We start from the raw sequence: 18,755 nt of genomic DNA on the forward strand, positions 1-18,755 counted from the left end.
TGTAGCACTTCATTGATAAATTAATTTCCGGACTTTTTCAACCCGTAGCTCTGCTGTGATAGCAAACGAACAACTCCGCTCGGCTGATATTCTAAGTCGTGAAAAAATCCTATCTGACTATCGACTGGCCTGCGAAAGCCGACAGGTTAGCCTGTTAGGTCGGCGCGATGTTATGGGCGGGCGGGCCAAATTCGGTATTTTCGGTGACGGGAAAGAACTGGCCCAGCTGGCAGCGGCCCGCTCGTTTAGCCGGGGTGATTTCCGGTCGGGCTACTACCGCGACCAGACTTTTGTAGCCGCTTTGGGCGAGCTTCGCTGGACGGAGTTTTTTGCCCAGCTCTATGCCCATACCGACGTTGCCCACGATCCGAACACGGCCGGGCGCTCCATGAATGGCCACTATGCCACGCGCTGGCTCGACGAGCAGGGCCTCTGGCGCAGTCAGACAGACCAGTATAATTCCGTATGCGATATTGCACCGACGGCCGGGCAGATTCCCCGTTCGCTGGGTCTGGCGTACGCATCGCGGCTGTTCCGGCACAATCCGGCCCTGCACGACATGCCGGCCTTCTCGCACCATGGTAACGAAATCGTATATGCCAATATCGGCGATGCGTCTACCTCTCAGGGTATGTTCTGGGAGACGATGAATGCCGCCGGGGTGCTGCAGGTACCGCTGCTCATGTCGGTTTGGGACGATGGATACGGTATTTCAGTACCCGTTGAATACCAGACTACCAAAGGAAGTATCTCGAAGGCGATGGCCGGTTTTCAGCGGGATCATGCCGATGAAAAAGGCTTCGAGATCTTTACCGTTAAAGGCTGGGATTATGTGGCGCTGCTGGAAACCTACCAGCAGGCAGCCCGCATCTGCCGGGAACAGCACGTACCCGTTCTGGTTCATGTGCAGGAACTGACTCAGCCGCAGGGCCACTCGACTTCGGGTTCGCACGAGCGGTACAAATCGAAAGAACGGCTGAAGTGGGAAGCCGAGCACGATTGTAATCTGACGTTCCGCCAGTGGATTCTGGAAAACGGCTACGCTACCAACGATGAACTCGATGCCATCGAGGTCCAGGCCAGGGAGGTAGCCAAAAAAGCCCGGATCGAGGCCTGGAACGCCTACCAGCAATCGATGAAAGCGGACCACGACGAAGCCCTCGATCTGCTGCAGCGATCGGCCCGAAACCATCCGAAAGCGGCTGAACTTATGGCCATCCGCGAGGAGTTGCGCAAGACCAACACCCCGCTCCGGCGCGATTCGGTAGCGGCTGTTCGCAAGGCACTCCGGCTGCTGCGCACCGATACCGGCACGGCCCGGCAGGGCCTGCGGACCTGGCTCGACCGCACCAACGCCGAAAACGCCGAACGGTTCAGCTCCCATCTATATAGCCAGTCGCCCGAGTCACCGATGCGAATTACGGGAGAGCCCGCCCGGTATTCGGACGAGAGCCCCGTGGTGGACGGCTATCTGCTGATGCAGCGGTATTTCGATAATCTGTTCAGCCGCGATGCGCGCGTAGTAGCCCTGGGCGAAGACGTGGGGCAGATCGGCGACGTAAACCAGGGGTTTGCCGGCTTGCAGGAGAAATACGGCGAGATTCGAATTACTGACACCGGCATCCGCGAAACGACTATCATCGGGCAGGGCGTTGGCCTGGCCATGCGTGGGCTGCGACCCATCGTCGAGATTCAGTACTTCGATTACATCTATTACGCCCTGCCCACCCTGACCGACGATCTGGCGACCTTGCAGTACCGCACCCGCGGTGGTCAGAAAGCGCCAGTCATTGTGCGGACGCGCGGTCATCGGCTAGAAGGCATCTGGCATTCGGGGTCGCCTATGGGTGCCATGCTCGGCAGCCTGCGCGGCATGCACGTGCTGGTGCCCCGCAACATGACCCAGGCCGTTGGTTTCTACAATACCCTCATCAAAGGTGACGATCCGGCGCTGCTGATCGAATCCCTGAACGGATACCGGCTCAAGGAACGGGTGCCTGATAACCTCACTGAGTTCTCGCTGCCGCTGGGCGTGCCCGAGGTATTACGATCCGGTACTGACGTGACGCTGGTTACCTATGGTTCCATGTGCCGGATTGTGATGGAGGCCGCTACGCAGCTGGCCGCCATGGGCATTAGTCTGGAGGTGATCGATGCGCAGACGCTGCTGCCATTCGACGTTCATCATTCGATCGTAGCGTCCATTTCGAAAACCAACCGGGTCGTGTTTGCTGATGAAGACGTGCCAGGTGGCGCGTCGGCTTTCATGATGCAGCAAGTGGTCGACGAGCAGGGCGCCTATCGGTATCTGGATTCGGCTCCACGTACCTTATCGGCAAAAGCACACCGGCCACCCTACGGCTCCGACGGGGATTATTTTTCGAAACCCAGCGTTGACGACGTGATTGAGGTCGTTTATTCGCTCATGAGCGAAGCCGACCCCGCCCGGTTTCCACCCTTATAAGTTGTGAATGGGTGATTGTGTGAGTTATCAACCTGATGCGCTCAATCATGGAGTCACCCATTCACTAAATCATTCATGTCATACATCAGGGATATACAATCCGGGATTCGGACAACGCTGAAAGGACTGAGCCTAACGTGGCGGCACCTGCGCCAGGCAAACCACCGCCGAACTCCGGAGGGCATTGCCAGTGACAACTATTTCGATCAGCAGAATGGGCTTGTAACGCTGCAGTATCCGCACGAGCAGTTGCCCATTCCCGACAACGGACGCTACCGGCTTCGCAACGAGATCGACGACTGTATCGTTTGCGATAAATGCGCTAAAGTCTGCCCCGTCGACTGCATTACCATCGACGCCATAAAAGCCACGGAAGAAGTAGGCCGCGCGTCTGATGGCTCCCCGATCCGGCTGTATGCCGCCAAGTTCGACATCGATATGGCCAAGTGCTGCTATTGCGGCCTTTGTACCGTTGTATGTCCAACGGAGTGCCTGACGATGGATAAGGCCTTCGATTACAGCGAATTCGAACTGGGTAAACTCACCTATAGTTTCGCGGAGCTAACCCCCGAAGAGGCCGACGAAAAGCGCGCCCTTTATGAACAGTTTGTCCGCGAGAAAGAAGAAGCCAAACAGGCCGCTGCGGCCAAACGTGCTCAACCGATTCCCGCCAGCGACCCTGCAGCGGCACCCGCGGCCAAACGCCCCGTATTTCGGCCGACGGCCAAACCCGCGGCTCCCGACCCGACCGCCAACTCGACCGATGGGGCTATTGCGCATCCCGCAACCGATGCGACTCCCGACGAGATGCAGCAGATTGCACAGGGTGGGTTAGAAGCCAAAAAACGACCTGTATTCCGCCCTACGCAGAAGCCCGCCGAGCCGCCCGCTCCAATCGCTCCTACTGACGAAGAAAAAGCCGAGCCCGCGGCCACCGAGCCGGAGGGTCTGCCCGTTCCGCCTGCTCCGGCGCCTAAACCGGCTTTCCGGCCGACCATGAAACCGGCGGCCAAACCTGCCGAACCCGGCCCGGAAAAGACACCGGAAGACCTGCCGAAGCCAAAACCAGCCGGTTTCCGCCCGACAATGAAGCCGACCGGTGCGGTCACGACCGAGCCCGCACCGGCTGTGACCCCGTCCGCAGCGCCGGTTCCTGAGTCGACCGATACGCCAAAGCCTCGTCCGGCTTTCCGGCCAACGATGAAACCGGCTGCGCCCGCAGACAGCGAGAAAGCACCCGATACGCCCGAAGCACGTCCGAAACCGGCTGGTTTTCGACCAACGATGAAACCGAAGCCCGCCGTTCTCCCGGAGCCAGCAACGCCACCATCCGCGGAACCGGAAAAAGAGCCCGACCCAGCAGACGCACCCCCGTCCCGCCCCGCTTTCCGACCGACGATGAAGCCAAAACCCGCCGAGCCCGAACCGAAGACTGCCGAAGCGCCTTCTGCGGCAACGCCTACACCGAAGCCGGCCGGTTTCCGGCCGACGATGAAGCCCAAACCTGCGGCTCCTGCCCCGGATGCATCGGCCGACAAACCGGCGTCGGACCCAAACGCAGCCGAGTAACCTGATCAAACCGCCTACAACCTGTGATTCAACTTGCTTTTTATGGTTTTGCCGCCCTTACGCTGGTCAGTGCGCTGGCGGTGCTGCTAACCCGGAATGTGATGTACGCGGCTTTTTTTCTGCTCCTGACCTTGCTGGGGGTGGCGGGCCTGTTCGTACTGGCCAGTGCCGACTTTCTGGCCGTGGCTCAGATCATGATCTATGTAGGTGGGGTACTGGTGCTGGTTATTTTTGGCGTCATGCTGACCAGCAAAGCTGGCTCGGGAACGAATACCGACAGCCAGCGGCCCAACCAGATTCCGTCGCCCAACCGAATCGGCAACTCGTGGGTTATGGCGTTGCTGGTGTCGGGGGGCGTTTTTGTGGCGTTGTATACATTGCTGGCTCGGGCTTCATTTGCCCTTCTGAATCAACCGGTCGGCTGGGAAAGTACGATCAGGACGGTAGGCCGTCAGCTTATGACCGAGTACATTGTTCCGTTCGAAATCGTTGGTATTCTGCTGCTGGCGGCCCTGGTTGGGGCTACCTTTCTGGCGAGTAACCGACTGACCCGATAAGCCTCATTCATCCCGACAACTTCTGCTAACCCCGGTAAACGTGCAATCTGTAGATAGCCATTTATTTCTGATCGTTGGAGCCGCCCTATTCAGCATTGGCCTGGCCGTAGTGTTGCTGAAACGGCACGCCATCGTGGTACTGATGGGCATCGAGCTGATGCTCAACGCCGTCAATATCAACCTGGTTGCGTTCAGTCAGTACGATCCGGACCGCATCCAGGGCCAGATGCTGGCTTTGTTTGTGATGGTGGTCGCGGCTGCGGAGTCGGCGGTAGCGCTGGCTATTGTGCTGCAGGTGTATCGTCATTTCCGGACGGCTCAGCTCGACGAGCTGAACGAGCTGAGGCAGTAGTGATAAAGAGCCGCAACCTGAACATGCCTATGAACCAGCCTGATAATGAACTGCCTGTTCACCAGTATGAATCCATCATCGACGGCATACTGAACGAAGGATACGGTATTGTCGATGATTTTCTTTCGGCCGACGAAGTCGCGTCGCTGGCGCAGCAGCTGCATCACCGGCGGCAGGCTGGTCAGTTTCGGGTGGCGGGTATCGGTAATGAGCAGGTCACCGTACAGACGGCCATCCGGGGCGACGAGATTCTGTGGATCGACGAGGCCACCGCAACGCCGGACGAAGCGGCCTTTCTGAGTCGGGTCAATACCTTCATGCAGTACGTTAACCAAACCTGTTTTCTGGGCCTGCGCGACTACGAATTTCACTACGCCCTATATCCGCCGGGTACGTTCTACAAGCGCCACCTCGACCAGTTTCGGAGCGATTCGCGCCGGAAGCTGTCGGTCATCTGTTACCTCAACGCCGACTGGCAGGAGACTGATGGGGGCCAGCTGGCGCTTTATCTGCCCCGGGCCGACGGAAGCGAACAGCTGATCCGGGTGAACCCGACCGGCGGGCGGCTGGTTTGTTTCGAGAGTGCCAGGCTGGAACATGAGGTGCTGCCGGCCACCCGCGAGCGCCTGAGCCTGACTGGCTGGCTGAAAACGGCTGGATGGTAGTTGGTTTCCCATGGATGAATGGGGATATTTGCGGCCTGAGACGCCAACCTTCTTCGGAATGCTCCAATCGTTACTAGCTGTTTGCCTGTTACTGCTGCCCTTTGTCGGATTCCTGACCGTATCGCTGGCCAGCCGGCGCCTGGCGGGGCCATTGGCTGTGGGGCTGACGGCTCTGGGACTGATTGGGTCGATCGGGCTGGCGGTGAGCCTCCCGGAGCAGCCGATTACCTTACAGGCGGACTGGGCAACGCTGTCGGGAATTTCGTTCGGTATCGGCTTTCGGGTCGATGGACTGGCCGGGCTAATGCTGGTTATTGTACACGGGGTAGCCCTGCTCGTACAGGTGTACTCGCTGTCTTATCTGCTCGATGAGCCCCGGCTATCGCGCTATTTTGCTTACCTGCAACTGTTTATCGGCGCCATGCTGGGCATCGTTCTGGCTGGTAACCTGCTGGTGATGTACGCCTTCTGGGAGCTGGTCGGGCTGGCGTCGTATCTGCTCATTGGTTTCTATGCCGACCGGCCCGCTGCGAGTCAGGCCGCTAAGAAAGCGTTCCTGATGAATCGGGTTGGTGACATGGGCATGCTGATCGGTATTTTTTTGACCTATTACTATTACGATACGCTCGATCTGGCGCAGCTGAACCATACCGATCTTTACGCTGTAGCCCCCACGGCGGTCGGGTTGTGTCTGTTCATGGGCTGCGTGGGTAAGTCGGCCCAGTTTCCGCTGCTGACGTGGCTACCCGACGCCATGGAGGGGCCAACCCCGGTGTCGGCGCTACTGCATGCGGCTACAATGGTGGCGGCCGGCGTATTTCTGCTGGCTCGTATTCAGCCGCTACTATCGCCCGATGCGCGGGCTGTTATTGTGCTCATCGGCACGATCACTACCTTCTGGGGGGGCTATTCGGCCCTCTTCCAGACCGATATCAAGAAAGTGCTGGCCTTCTCGACCGTATCGCAACTGGGGCTGATGGTGGCCGCCATGGGGATGGGGAATGTGGGCGGGGCGCTGTTTCATTTGCTGACCCATGCGTTCTTCAAGGCGGGGCTGTTCCTGAGTGCCGGGTCGGTTATTCACGCTGTGCATACGCAGGATATGCGGCAGATGGGTGGGCTGCGCCGGGCGTTGCCGGTTACGTTTGTGGCCTATACGGTCTGTGCCGCAGCGCTGGCGGGCGTACCACTTTTCTCGGGCTTTCTGTCGAAAGAAGCGATCCTGGGCGGAGCCTTCGCCTGGGCCGAAACCGCGGGTATCTCCCTGGCCGCTGGTGTTCCGGTCCTGTTGCTGCTCTCGTCCGGACTGACGGCGCTGTATATGGCGCGGCAGTGGCGACTGATTTTTCTGGGCCAGTACCAGCACGAAGCCACACCGCTGTCGGGCGTACACGAAGCAGACGGACTGATGCGCGTACCGGTGGTCATACTGGCCTTGCTATCCGTGGCTTTCTGGTTTTCGGTCAATCCTTTTTCTGCGCATGGGAGCTGGGTTTTCGGTATACTACCCCTACCTGCCGAAGCCGAACTGCCCTGGTTGCCCCCTGTTTCGGTATTGCTGGTGCTACTGGGCGGCTGGTTCGGCGTTCGGCTGCGGGAACCTAACCCAACCCGGCTGTATGTACAGCTCTCGGTACAGTACGGCTTTCTGGACCGGGCGTACCAGTGGTACATTATCACACCGGCCATCAAAGCCGCGACCTTGCTCAACCGAGCCGATCAGCGTCTGGTCGACGGAGCCGTAAACGGCGCGGGGATAGGGGGCGTTGTGCTGGCGCATCTGGTCCATGCCGTTGACCGGTTCGGGGTCGATGGGCTGGTCAACGGGGCGGCCTGGCTGGCGGGGCGGCTGGGTCGGTTGACGCGCTCGGTGCAGAACGGCCGGGTGCAGTCGTACATTACGGTGGCCGTTGTAGGGCTGCTGATCGTTCTTTGGTGGATACTATAACCGAACATAGCGTTCGGGCAACTGGATGATTACTGGCGGTTCTGGACCGCGCTAGACATGCTGCTTTCGTTACTTATATTTCTGCCGCTGCTGGGTTCGCTCGTGGTGGCCCTATTGCCCGAACGCCAGACGGCCGCCTTCCGATGGGTTGCGCTGGGCGTTACAATCCTCGAAGTAGGGCTGGCGGGGCTGGCCTATGCCGCCTTCGACCGGTCGGCAGGCGGTTACCAGCTGCTCGAACAGGCCGACTGGATTACGCTGCCGCTGGGTCGGCTCGGTATCGCATCCATCGATTACCTGGTGGGGGTAGACGGCATCAGTCTGCCGCTGGTGGTGCTGTCGGCGGTGGTGATGCTGGCGGGGGTGGTCTCTTCCTGGACCGTTACGCACCGACAGAAAGCCTATTATGCCTTGTATCTGCTGCTGACGGGGACGGTGATGGGCTGCTTTGTAGCGCTCGACTTTTTCCTGTTCTTCCTGTTTTTCGAGTTCATGCTCCTGCCGATGTATTTTCTGATCGGCTTATGGGGCGGCCCCCGGCGCGAATACGCGTCGATCAAGTTTTTTCTCTACACCCTGCTCGGCTCGTTGCTGATTCTGCTGGTCATGATCGGGCTGTATCTGTCGGTCATGGATCCGGTCAGTACGGCGCTGGCAGCCGGCTTCGTCACCGACCCCTCGGCCCTGACCGATGAGGTGATCCGCCTGCTACAGGCGCACATACAGGCGGGGCAGCTTAACCCGGCCCAGATTGTACACACCTTCGATATGCGTTACCTGGCCGATGGCCGTAACTACCTGCCCGATGCGTTCCTGAATCCGGCCGCTGAGCCGACCGTGCTGGGTATGCCAGCCCGTATGCTGGCGTTCTGGGCCGTATTTCTTGGCTTTGCGGTCAAGCTGCCGATCGTACCGCTGCACACCTGGCTGCCCGACGCCCACGTGGAAGCGCCTACGCCTATTTCGGTGGTGCTGGCGGGGGTATTGCTCAAGATCGGTGGCTACGGCATCCTGCGAATCGCCTGGAATTTCTTTCCCGACGGAGCTGCCGAATACGCCACCGGGCTGGCGGGGCTGGGGGTGCTGTCGATCGTGTATGGCGGGCTTAACGCACTGGCGCAGACCGATCTGAAGAAAATGATTGCCTACTCGTCCGTATCGCACATGGGATTCGTGCTGCTGGGGGTGGCTTCGCTCACGGCCGAGGGTATCAACGGAGCGGTTTACCAGATGGTCAGCCACGGGGTGCTGTCGGCCATGTTGTTCCTGCTGACGGGGGTACTCTACGACCGTACCCACGACCGGCGAATCGACTCGTATCGGGGGCTGATGCAGCCGATGCCTCAGTTTGCGATCCTGACGGCGGTTGCCTTTTTCGGGTCGCTGGGGCTTCCCGGCTTTTCGGGTTTTGTGGGCGAGCTGTTCACGCTCATGGGCAGTTTTCAGTCCGAATGGATACCGGGCTGGCTGACCGTGTTGGGTACATCGGGTATTCTGCTGGCCGCGGCCTATTTTCTCTGGACGTTACAGCGTATGTTTTTCGGAGCGGCCTGGTCCCGCCATGATATGGCATCGGTCCTGACTGATCTGACTTTGCGCGAAAAGCTGCTGCTGGTTCCGTTGGGGGCGCTGGCGCTGGGGCTGGGGCTGTTTCCCAACCTGATCTTCGACCTGACCAGCCAGACCGTAGGCCAGTGGCTGATTCGCTTTGCCGTTGAGTAAATTGTATATACTTCTCCCAGTGACTAAATAGTGAATTGTGTCACCGCTAGGTTGTATGGACTTTGTTTGAGAAAATAATATAATATTTTGTGAAAAGTTAAATAGGCCGAATAATAATCACCTGTAGTCGATAGTTTATTTTAGTTTATTGCCTAATATCGTGGCCTTTGGCAGTACTCCTGTCCGGCCTTTGAAGTCCTCGGGAGATTGTCTAATTTTATCTGAAAAAAATAAAACAGATATCATGTCGTCATCTCTAACTCGTCGTGACTGGCTGCGTGCCAGTGGGTTATTAACCGCCGGACTTACGGCTGGTTTACGCGTTGCTAAAGCCGATGTGCAGCGTATGCCCGGCCATTCGGTCTTCGTCAATGAGTTTGCTCCGTTGACGTCTCCTCCCGATACGATGCCCAAGCTGCGGGCCCGGCTGCTGGCCAATGAAAACCCGCTGGGAATTGCACCCAGTGCTAAAGAAGCGCTCATCAAAGCCAGCGAGCTTGGTAATCGATACGCCTGGATGGAGTTTGCCCAGCTAAAGAACCTGATTGCGGCCGACGAGGGCGTAACGGCCAGACATATCATGATGTCGCCGGGTTCGTCAGACATTCTGATGGCAGCCGCTTCGCACTTTGCCAAAGGGGGCGGCACCATTCTAACCAGCGCCATGACTTACGACGACCTGCTGGAACGGGCGCAGCGCATGGGAGCCAAGATTGTATCGATTCCGATGACCAAAGAGTATCAGTATGACCTCAATGCCATCAAGTCGAAGCTGACGCCCGAGGTGAAAATGGTTTATCTGGTCAACCCCAATAACCCCACCGGTACCGTTGTACCAACGGCCGATCTGGAAGCCTTCTGTAAGGAGGTATCCCCTAAAGTGCCGGTCTTCGTCGACGAAGCGTACATCGACTTTTACGAGCCGGCCGCCCGCCCCAAACTGGGTAAGCTGGTGGCCGAAGGGCAGAACCTTATTCTGGCCCGTACGTTTTCAAAAATCCACGGGTTTGCCGGTCTGCGACTGGGCTATGCCATTGCGCAGCCGGAAATGCTGAAGCTGCTGAAGCCGTACACCAACGGCGAGTTTGCGGTCAGTATCACTACCCTCATGGCCGGTATTGCTAGCTACCAGGACAAAGCGTGGCAGGATCACTGCCGGGCCGAAAACGCCAAAGCCCGTGATTTCACGACCAAAGCCCTCACCGCCCTGGGCTACGAGGTGATTCCGTCAGCGGCCAACTTCATCCTGTTCCCCATCCGGATGAAACCTAAAACGTTCGAAGGCCAGATGTTTGCCAATGGCATCGGTATCCAGACGCGTGATTTCAATGGCCAGCCCTACTGCCGGGTCAGTGTGGGTACTATGGACGAAATGGCCATGTTCATGGACAGCTTCAAAAAAGTAGTAGGTTAACTACAGGAGTCTGGGAGGAAGGAGCAGGAAAGGGGCACCGGACATTGTTCAGCAGATCCGCTCCTCCTCGCTTCCTTCAGCACTCCCGGCTCCTCTCTTCCCCCGTTCTATGACTCGTCGTGACTTTATTAACCAAACATCAGCCAGTTACGCTAGCTTACTGGCATGGGGTCTGCTGCAGCCAGCCCCCGCTTCGGCATTGAGCCTGCCTGCCAACGGACGTACCAGCGATGGAAAAGGGCGTAAGGTTGTTGTACTGGGGGCCGGACTGGCTGGTATGGCCGCGGCCTATGAACTTGGGAAGTTAGGCTATGAATGTACCGTGCTGGAGGCCCGGGGGCGTTCGGGCGGGCGCGTCTGGACGGTTCGGGGCGGTACTGCCGAGACCGAGCTGGGTGGAGGTACGCCACAGAGTTGCCAGTTTGAAGAAGGACTTTATTTCAACGGCGGAGCGGCCCGTATTCCGCACCATCACCAGCTGACCCTGCAGTACTGCCGGGAGCTGGGAGTGCCGCTTCAGATCTTTAACGGCAATAACGAAGCGGCCTATCTCTACAACGACGGCGGCACGGGCCCACTCGCCAACCGGCGGCTGCGTATCAAAGAGTATCACAACGATATGCGCGGCTATACGGCCGAGCTGCTGGCCAAATCCCTGGATCAGAGTGCTCTCGATCAGCAGCTGACTAAAGAAGATATCGAGAAGCTGGTCGATTTTCTGAAAAACGAAGGCGACCTCAACACCGCCCATCTGTACAAAGGCACCAACCGGCGCGGCTACAAAAGCAGCCGCGAACCCGGTGCGGGGCAGTCGCCCGGCGAGCTGACCGACCCCTTTGGTTTGACCGATCTGTTGCGTTCGGGATTCAACCAGCCCGTATTCTACAACGTTGGCGACTATATCTACGAACAACAGACCACCCTGCTCCAGCCCGTAGGCGGCATGGATGCTATTCCGAAAGCGCTGGAGAAGAAACTGGCCGGTAAAATCGTATTCAACGCACCCGTTACCGAGTTGCGCAAGACCGAATCAGGCGTGCGGGTCGTGTACCAGCGCAATGGGAAACCCGCCGAGCTGGCCGCCGAATTTTGCGTCTGTACGCTGCCGCTGCCGATGCTGAAAAATCTGGAGTCCGATCTGTCCGGCACCGTCAAGCGTGCGGCCGATTTTGTGCCCTACATCAAAACCGGCAAGATCGGGCTGCAATTCAAACGGCGTTTCTGGGAAGAAGACGACTGGATATACGGTGGCATTTCGCGTACCAACATGGACATCAACCAGATCTGGTATCCGTCGTTTGGGTTCCAGGGGCGCAAGGGCGTGCTGATCGGCTATTACAATTTTTACAGCCGGGCCGAAGCGGTAGGCGCCATGTCGGTTGCCGAACGGGAGAAACTGGCACTGGCGCAGGGCGGTAAAATTCACCCCCAGTACCCCGCCGAATTTGAGAATTCGTTCTCGCTGGCCTGGCATCGGCTCCCCTATAGCGCTGGTGGCTGGGCTACCTACGACGACGCTACCCGCAGGAAATATTACCCCGCCCTGCTGGAGCCCGATGGAAACATCTATTTTGCCGGTGAACATACAACCTACCTGACCGCCTGGATGGCCGGTGCCTTTACATCGGCTCGCCGGACGGTAGAAGCCATTGCGGCCCGGGTAGGCTAACCAACAACCAAGTCAACTATGAAAACTAACCTATTTGCCATTCTGCTCTTCGTTGTCTGCGCCGTTACGACGCAAACCTTAAGCCAGCGCGTCTGGGCGCAGTCGACAGCTACCAGCATGGGTATGACCGCCGACCAGGCTACGGCGGTCAAAGCCATCAAAATTGCGAACCTCGATAAAGACACCTATTTCAAATCGGGTGGATTTATCCTGGACCGCTACGAGGAGCGCCCGGCCTATGTCTTTACCTATAGCGATGGAATTACCCGAAAAATCTATCTCTACAAGGTCTTTACCGCCCAGGATACCAAAGAGCTGGGGCTGCTGGCGATCTACAAAAACGAGAAATCAGGCGATGTGAAGTCGTTCGTTATTCCGGGCGCATCGGCCGATCGGAAAGCGTGGGATGCCTACATCGACGACCTGAAATACGTAGGGGAGAAAGAGCCCGGGCTGATGTCGACGCTGACGTTTGTGCTGTCGCGCGAGATGGCCGGCCTGCTGGCCGGTGGCAGCGGCAAAAGTGAAGAAGGGGGCGACAAGAAAAAAGACGAGTATAACTTTTGCTTTGCCGCCGACGCACCCGTAACGCTGGCCAACGGCAGCTCGAAACCAATCAGCACCCTGCAGGCCGGTGATGTGATCCAGGGCTATGCAACTGCCACTAAAACCGTTCTGCCAACCAGAGTCACGAAGCTCACCGTTCACGAAGCCGGTTCATTCACCATCGCTGGTGTATGGCTGACCCCGGCGGCTGAATTGACGGCCGGTACGCAGGCGCAGCCCACCGCGCCCGTACTGTTCGAAGCCACGGCGAACCACCCTGTACTGACGGCTACCGGCCGCAAAGCTCTGGGCGAGGTAGCTACCGGCGAGTTGCTGTACCGGACCGAAAATGGTCGGGCCGAAGCGTACCGGGTTGTGCGGACAGAAGCCGCCGTACGCACTGTTGACCGCGTCTACTCGCTGGCTACCGAAGCCGGCGCCTACGTAGTTGGCGGAACCGTAGTACTTGATAAATAAAACGACTAACCTAACCTACCTGGCCGCTGCGCCCGTCCGTCCGGATGGGCGCAGCGGCTTTTTTGCCCGGTCGGGATGACAAAGACGCGAACAAAAAGCCAAAGGCTGGAAAAAGAGAAGAAGACGCGAAAGTATAGTGAAGACAACCAACGCGGGGAAGAGCGTTATTTCTTTGTCCGGTTCTCGAACAGGAATACCCCGTTTTTATTAGCGATTATGATATCGGGCTTTTTATCACCATTCATGTCCTGCACTACAATGTTGAGACCCGCGCCGGAGTCGGTGTCGATGACGTGCTCTTTGTAATAGGGAGCCTGGCCGGGCGTAAACTCAAACCACAGCAGGATGGGTGAATCACCGTCGCCGGGGTCGCGGCCGTTATGGGCCAGAAAACGCTTGCCGGTGATATAATCGGCGCGACCGTCGCCGTTCAGATCGGCCATGATCGACGAGTGAGTCTGGGACGTGGTGTTGCTCATCAGGTGCGTTTTGAAGTTGATCTGCTCCTGCTCGTCGATTATCTGCTCATGCCACCAGATACCCAGCGCATGGGCCGACGCACTGACTACATCGTTCCGGCCGTCGCCGTTGACGTCCAGCACCTGCATGTGCGAGCAGGGTTCGCCCAGATTGGCCGGGCGAAATACCCAGTTCCCTCCTTTTATATCGGTAGTGCCTTTATACCAGCCCTCACGCACCACAACGTCGTTCAGCCCATCTTTATCGACATCGCCATAGCCGATGCCGTGCGAAAAAATCTCGGTGCCGGGCACGTTCTCCTGGCTCAGCGCAAACCGTTTCCACTCGGTTTCGCCGGGTTTGGCGGGTGCTTTCAGCCAGACGATCTGTTTTTTGGCCCGGTCGCCACACAGGATATCCAGACGGCCGTCGCCGTCGATATCGATAAAGCCAGGCGACTCGTTGGCAATACCCATTGAATCGGCTAGGATATGCCTGGGCCAGGCGCCGGTTTTCCCCTGCGGGTTCTCGAACCAGAAGCCGGGCTTGCCCGGAAAATCGACAACGACCACGTCGTCCCAGCCATCCTGATTGACGTCCATGCCCAGGTTCAGGAATGATTCGCTATACTCTTTACGCGGGTCGAAAACGCGGGACGGGGCCATTTCGTGACGCGTCCAGCTGGGTGCTTCAAACCAGTAATAGCCCGCCACAATGTCCATCCGGCCGTCTTTGTTCAGGTCGGCTACGGCTACGCCCTCCGACAGAAAATCGCGGGTGAGCGTCGTTTTTCGGAAGTCGCCCGACGGCACAACCGCCCTGGCCGGTGTGGGTGAGGTTGTTGCTGTGCTGGCGGCCTGCTGCCGGCGTACGTTGAACAGTGATTTCGATTGGCCCTGTGCGCCGGTAAGCCAGCCGAGCAGGAGTGTCGCGGTCATCAGGGTCTTTTTCATAGTCGGCCGGGCTGTTGATCCGGTTGTTTAACGATAACGCCGTAGGACGTTGTGGGGGTAATTGGTTCGAGCTTCCGGTCCGTGTCCCCACGGACCGGCGAGTATCTCTATTCTTCCAGGGCTTTGGCGATCAGCGTCTGGAGTTCGTGGTTTTCGGGCGAGTGATCCCGTTTTCCCAGGCGGTCGTTCAGTTCTTTGAGCAGCTTCTTCGCATCGTCGGTGCCGATGGCGGCTATACGCTGAACGGTATAGGTCAGTTGCCTGGGCATTTTGGATTTCTGAGCCATCTCCAGGGCGCGTTTCATATCGAGAGCCGCCAGCGGTTCAGACGCGTACCAGACCATCAGCGGCAGGTTGTGGTCATCTTTATCCTCTACCCGCTGCACGAGGGCATCCATCACCTCCCAGCGCTTCGCCGGTTCGAGCCGGAGCATAGCCGAGGTGAGATAGAGCCGCACCAGGGCTGAATTGTCCTGCCGGGCCATAGCCGCTAACTGTTTCAGCACATCGGGCGAAACCGCTTTGTTCTCGGCCAGTAGCTGAATGGCCCAGCTTCGGATGTATTCGTTCTCGTGCACCAGCAAGGCCGTCAGGTCTTTTTCGCTCAGGCCTTTCGTGACGTGCAGAGCCCAGAGCGCGCGGAGCTTTCGGGTCGGGTCGGGGTTGTTGGTCAGGATTTCCTTCAGCGCTTTGTGGACTTTTTTGTCGGGGCCGCGCTCCTGCAGCAGGGTGCGGGCCTGCCGTACGTACCATTCATTCGGGTGCAGCTGGTAGCTGACAAGTTCACGGCTGGAGGCACTGGCCAGGTCGACCTGTACCCATTTGTCGTTCTGGTGGGTGATCTTGAAGATCCGACCCATTGTTTTATCATGCACATCGGGGTTGGGGCTGTGGCACTGGTTTTTGTCGTACCAGTCGATAGCCCATACCGAGCCGCTGGGGTCGTATTTCATGTTCAGCCACTGCGACCAGGAGTCGTTCATGACCAGGAAATCGGGGCGGTGGTTCACCTCGTAGCCCGACCCGGCGCGGGCCGGATGATCGCGGTTGAGCCGGGCCCCGTTGATGTTGTTCATGAAAATGTCGTTGCGGTATTCGCGGGGCCAGCTCTCGCCACCCAGGTAGATCATGGCACCGGCATGCGCATGACCACCTCCGGCCGAGGCCGACCGGAAGTTACCCGCATGGGGCCCCCGTTCGCCCACCCAGTGTACGTGGTCGGCGTGGGTTTTGATGTCGTCGTAGGTGTACGGGTTAAAATGCTTGCCAGCCTGACGGAAGTAGCGCCCGCCCTGAATCATGTTGTACATATGCGGGATAACGCAGGCCGTAACGAAGGCGTGTCCGTAGTCATTGAAGTCGAGCCCCCAGGGGTTGCTGGTGCCTTCCGAAAATAGTTCGAACTGGTGGGTGGTGGGGTGAAACCGCCATACACCGGCGTTCAGTTTGGTTCGTTCGGCATCGGGCGCGCCGGGCTTGCCGACGTTCGAGTGCGTAAAGACGCCGTGGGTGCCGTATAGCCAGCCATCGGGGCCCCACCGCAGGCTGTTGAGCACCTCGTGCGTATCGTCGGTGCCCCAGCCATCGAGCATCTTCTGGGGAGGGCTGGCGGGCTTGTCATTTTTGAAGTCGGCCGGGATAAACAACAGATAAGGAGCCGCGCCAAGCCATACGCCCCCCATCCCGACTTCGATACCACTGACCAGGTTCAGGCCTTCGGCAAAGACCTTTTTCTTGTCGAGTGTACCGTCGCCGTTGGTATCTTCAAAAATAAGGATGCGGTCGCGTCCCTGGCCTTCGGGAGCCGGAACGGGGTAGGTATGCGACTCAACCACCCACAGCCGACCGCGCGGGTCGAACGTAAAACAGATTGGTTTTACAATGTCCGGCTCCGCAGCGGCCAGGGTAATCCGAAAGCCTTGGGGCAGGCTCATGGCTTTGGCAGCCTCGATACCCGACAGCCCGGCGTTCAGCACCGGATCGAGGGGCGGCAGAATGATGATGTCTTTCTGTTGCAGCTCGTTGGCGAATACCGGCCGGGTCGGGTAGAACAGAAACTCATCGAAGTTGATATGCGCCCACTTGTCGTGCGGGATATACGGAATCTGCGAAATGCCGGTCTCGTTGTCGATAATCCGGATAAAAATGTCCTGATCCTGATAGGCCTGCAGGTCGACGACAACCGGCTGAAGCGTGGCGCGTCCCTGACCGGTGCTATGAAAAATTACCTTGTTCGTACCGGCCTGTACCAGCTCGACCCGTGTATCCTGCAACGCACCACCCGACACCCGGAAGGCCGCAAAGGGCTGCGTGACCCGAAATGGCGCCGAGGTCAGTGTGCCGGTCCGCTTCGCGTTTACCGTGCCGCCACTGCTCAGGAAGTATTTGCCGCCAAAGCCGATGGTCATGTCTTTCTCGTGTACCGGCGACGGGTCCTGATCAACCAGGGCGTTCGTAAAGGCATCGCCGGTGGCGGTCCAGTCGGTCAGGGTGCCGGTCTCGAAATTCAGGTTCATGGGTTTGCCGTTCCGCATCGGCAGTTGACCGGCCACGGTTGCGGTAGCGATGGCGCCTTCAACCACCTCGAACGTACCGACCATACCGGCCGTGCGGTGGCCCGGCACGGTGCAGAAATAGGTATCGCTTTTGTCGGCTCTGAAGGTGATGCTGGTGCTGGTACCTTTTTCCTGCAGGGTTTTGCTTTTGATTCCGAGTTTTTCCAGCGCGATATCGTGCGTCATCAGCTCACCGTTGGTGATCGTAATCCGGACCCGGTCGCCTTTGTTGGCGCGCAGGGTCGGGTTGCGGGCGCCGTCTTTGGCAAAATAGCCGAGCATGGTGGCTTCGAGGGCGTAGTCGCGGTCTACTTTTTCGGTGTCCTGGCTGGTCTTGCTGGCTGGGGTCTGGGCCGTGCTGTCTGGCCTGGTCAGGAGCAGTGAGCCGGTGAGGAGAAACAGGATAGTGAGTTTGTTCATGGGGTATGTCGCGTCTAACAGATACGGAGCAGCGTTACTACAGGCGGTCAGAGTTCGGTCAGGGTAAGGTCGCGAAATTCGACCTGAGCCGCTCCTCCACTGTGAATCTGAACAGCAATGACCCCGCGTTGCGGAATCCGGCTGTCGGTTTCGGTATAATCGGCGGTTTTCACACCGTTGATGTACAGTTCGTGCCGGTTGCCCTGGCAACGAATGATGTAGCTGTTCCAGCCGCCTTCCTTCAGTACATGTTTCAGCGTACTTAGATCACCACTGACGAGTTTTCCCCGCCGATGTTCGTCATAGATGTCGCCCCAGAAACCGGTGCCTATGTCGGCCTGGTAGCCAACGATCGAGTCGCCCTGCAGCACCGATCGGTATTGGATGCCGCTATTGATCATGCCCGTTGCCGGATTGCCCGACAGCCGAAAGAGGCAGCGAAACTCAAAGTCGCCGTATTGGCTGATGGTATGCAGATACGTATTGGCGGGTATTTTTTTGACGCCATCACCGCTTCGGATAGCGCTGTCGGCCACGGACCACAGGCGGGCATGGGCGGGGTCAACGGTTTTCCAGCCGTTGAGGGTCTTTCCATCGAACAGCGAAACGGCTTTTACCGTCGACTGGGCCGAAGCAGTGCCCAGGCTGGCTGCCTGCATCAGCACGGCGAGGCAGACGGCCAGCAACCAGTTCGCCAGAACGGGCCGGGAGGGATGAGGCTGTTGGTCTGGGTGCATCCTGTCGTTAGCAAGCGGGTAACCCCTGAAACAGATAGTATATAAAGGGTCAAACGTTATTTCTATTACTCATCCATGATTCGATTATACGTTTCGGGGGCAAATGCATCGGTAGCCCTGACTCCGGATGGCGCCCAGAATCAACCGCTCGACAACGACCGCTATTCTGCCATTCAGTGGACAAGCGTACAGGAGATTTTGTCGGCAAGTCGCGGACGTCGATAAGAAGGCGTTGGGGGTTGGATTGT

At 58.2% G+C, this 18,755-nt stretch carries 14 protein-coding genes; 11 read left to right on the forward strand and 3 right to left on the reverse strand.

What is annotated here, in order from left to right:
* Positions 1 to 55: 55 nt before the first annotated feature.
* From FBR45_RS14745 to FBR45_RS14790, 10 genes are all read left to right on the forward strand, one after another.
* The gene (locus FBR45_RS14745) at positions 56 to 2,464 is read left to right on the forward strand and encodes an alpha-ketoacid dehydrogenase subunit alpha/beta (protein ID WP_138503625.1); all 2,409 of its coding nucleotides are present in this window, start codon (positions 56 to 58) and stop codon (positions 2,462 to 2,464) included.
* A gap of 75 nt (positions 2,465 to 2,539) precedes the next feature.
* Positions 2,540 to 4,033, forward strand: a complete 1,494-nt coding sequence (locus FBR45_RS14750; RefSeq protein WP_138503627.1) for a 4Fe-4S dicluster domain-containing protein — start codon at positions 2,540 to 2,542, stop codon at positions 4,031 to 4,033.
* 23 nt (positions 4,034 to 4,056) lie between these two features.
* Positions 4,057 to 4,590 carry an NADH-quinone oxidoreductase subunit J family protein gene (locus tag FBR45_RS14755; protein ID WP_138503629.1) on the forward strand — a complete coding sequence of 178 codons (534 nt, stop codon included), beginning with the start codon at positions 4,057 to 4,059 and terminating at the stop codon, positions 4,588 to 4,590.
* A gap of 40 nt (positions 4,591 to 4,630) precedes the next feature.
* Positions 4,631 to 4,942 carry an NADH-quinone oxidoreductase subunit NuoK gene (nuoK, locus tag FBR45_RS14760; RefSeq protein ID WP_077919450.1) on the forward strand — a complete coding sequence of 104 codons (312 nt, stop codon included), beginning with the start codon at positions 4,631 to 4,633 and terminating at the stop codon, positions 4,940 to 4,942.
* 29 nt (positions 4,943 to 4,971) lie between these two features.
* Complete coding sequence (locus tag FBR45_RS14765; protein ID WP_138503631.1) at positions 4,972 to 5,607, forward strand: 2OG-Fe(II) oxygenase; 636 nt, start codon at positions 4,972 to 4,974, stop codon at positions 5,605 to 5,607.
* A 58-nt stretch (positions 5,608 to 5,665) separates the two neighbouring features.
* Complete coding sequence (locus FBR45_RS14770; RefSeq protein ID WP_138503633.1) at positions 5,666 to 7,555, forward strand: NADH-quinone oxidoreductase subunit 5 family protein; 1,890 nt, start codon at positions 5,666 to 5,668, stop codon at positions 7,553 to 7,555.
* A gap of 57 nt (positions 7,556 to 7,612) precedes the next feature.
* Entirely contained in the window at positions 7,613 to 9,277 is a 1,665-nt protein-coding gene (locus tag FBR45_RS14775) for a complex I subunit 4 family protein (RefSeq protein WP_138503635.1), read from the forward strand.
* Positions 9,278 to 9,521: 244 nt separating this feature from the next.
* Positions 9,522 to 10,691, forward strand: coding sequence for a pyridoxal phosphate-dependent aminotransferase (locus FBR45_RS14780; RefSeq protein ID WP_138503637.1), 1,170 nt, complete (start codon positions 9,522 to 9,524; stop codon positions 10,689 to 10,691).
* Positions 10,692 to 10,800: 109 nt separating this feature from the next.
* The gene (locus FBR45_RS14785; RefSeq protein ID WP_138503639.1) at positions 10,801 to 12,360 is read left to right on the forward strand and encodes a flavin monoamine oxidase family protein; all 1,560 of its coding nucleotides are present in this window, start codon (positions 10,801 to 10,803) and stop codon (positions 12,358 to 12,360) included.
* 18 nt (positions 12,361 to 12,378) lie between these two features.
* Entirely contained in the window at positions 12,379 to 13,383 is a 1,005-nt protein-coding gene (locus FBR45_RS14790) for a Hint domain-containing protein (RefSeq protein WP_138503641.1), read from the forward strand.
* Positions 13,384 to 13,547: 164 nt separating this feature from the next.
* On the opposite strand, the gene FBR45_RS14795 is transcribed toward FBR45_RS14790, so the two are convergent.
* The 3 genes from FBR45_RS14795 to FBR45_RS14805 all read right to left on the reverse strand — a co-directional run bounded on the left by FBR45_RS14795 (position 13,548) and on the right by FBR45_RS14805 (position 18,507).
* Positions 13,548 to 14,795 carry an FG-GAP repeat domain-containing protein gene (locus tag FBR45_RS14795; RefSeq protein ID WP_138503643.1) on the reverse strand — a complete coding sequence of 416 codons (1,248 nt, stop codon included), beginning with the start codon at positions 14,793 to 14,795 and terminating at the stop codon, positions 13,548 to 13,550.
* A 107-nt stretch (positions 14,796 to 14,902) separates the two neighbouring features.
* The gene (locus FBR45_RS14800; protein WP_138503645.1) at positions 14,903 to 17,770 is read right to left on the reverse strand and encodes a PVC-type heme-binding CxxCH protein; all 2,868 of its coding nucleotides are present in this window, start codon (positions 17,768 to 17,770) and stop codon (positions 14,903 to 14,905) included.
* Positions 17,771 to 17,817: 47 nt separating this feature from the next.
* Positions 17,818 to 18,507: a 3-keto-disaccharide hydrolase gene (locus FBR45_RS14805; RefSeq protein WP_138503647.1), complete on the reverse strand. Its 690-nt coding sequence runs from the start codon at positions 18,505 to 18,507 to the stop codon at positions 17,818 to 17,820.
* Between the two features lie 75 nt (positions 18,508 to 18,582).
* On the opposite strand from FBR45_RS14805, the gene FBR45_RS26395 reads away from it, so the two are divergent.
* The gene (locus FBR45_RS26395) at positions 18,583 to 18,732 is read left to right on the forward strand and encodes a hypothetical protein (protein ID WP_171044901.1); all 150 of its coding nucleotides are present in this window, start codon (positions 18,583 to 18,585) and stop codon (positions 18,730 to 18,732) included.
* Positions 18,733 to 18,755: the final 23 nt, after the last annotated feature.

The organism is Spirosoma lacussanchae, assembly GCF_005870035.1.
GTDB classification, from domain to species: Bacteria; Bacteroidota; Bacteroidia; order Cytophagales; family Spirosomataceae; genus Spirosoma; species Spirosoma lacussanchae.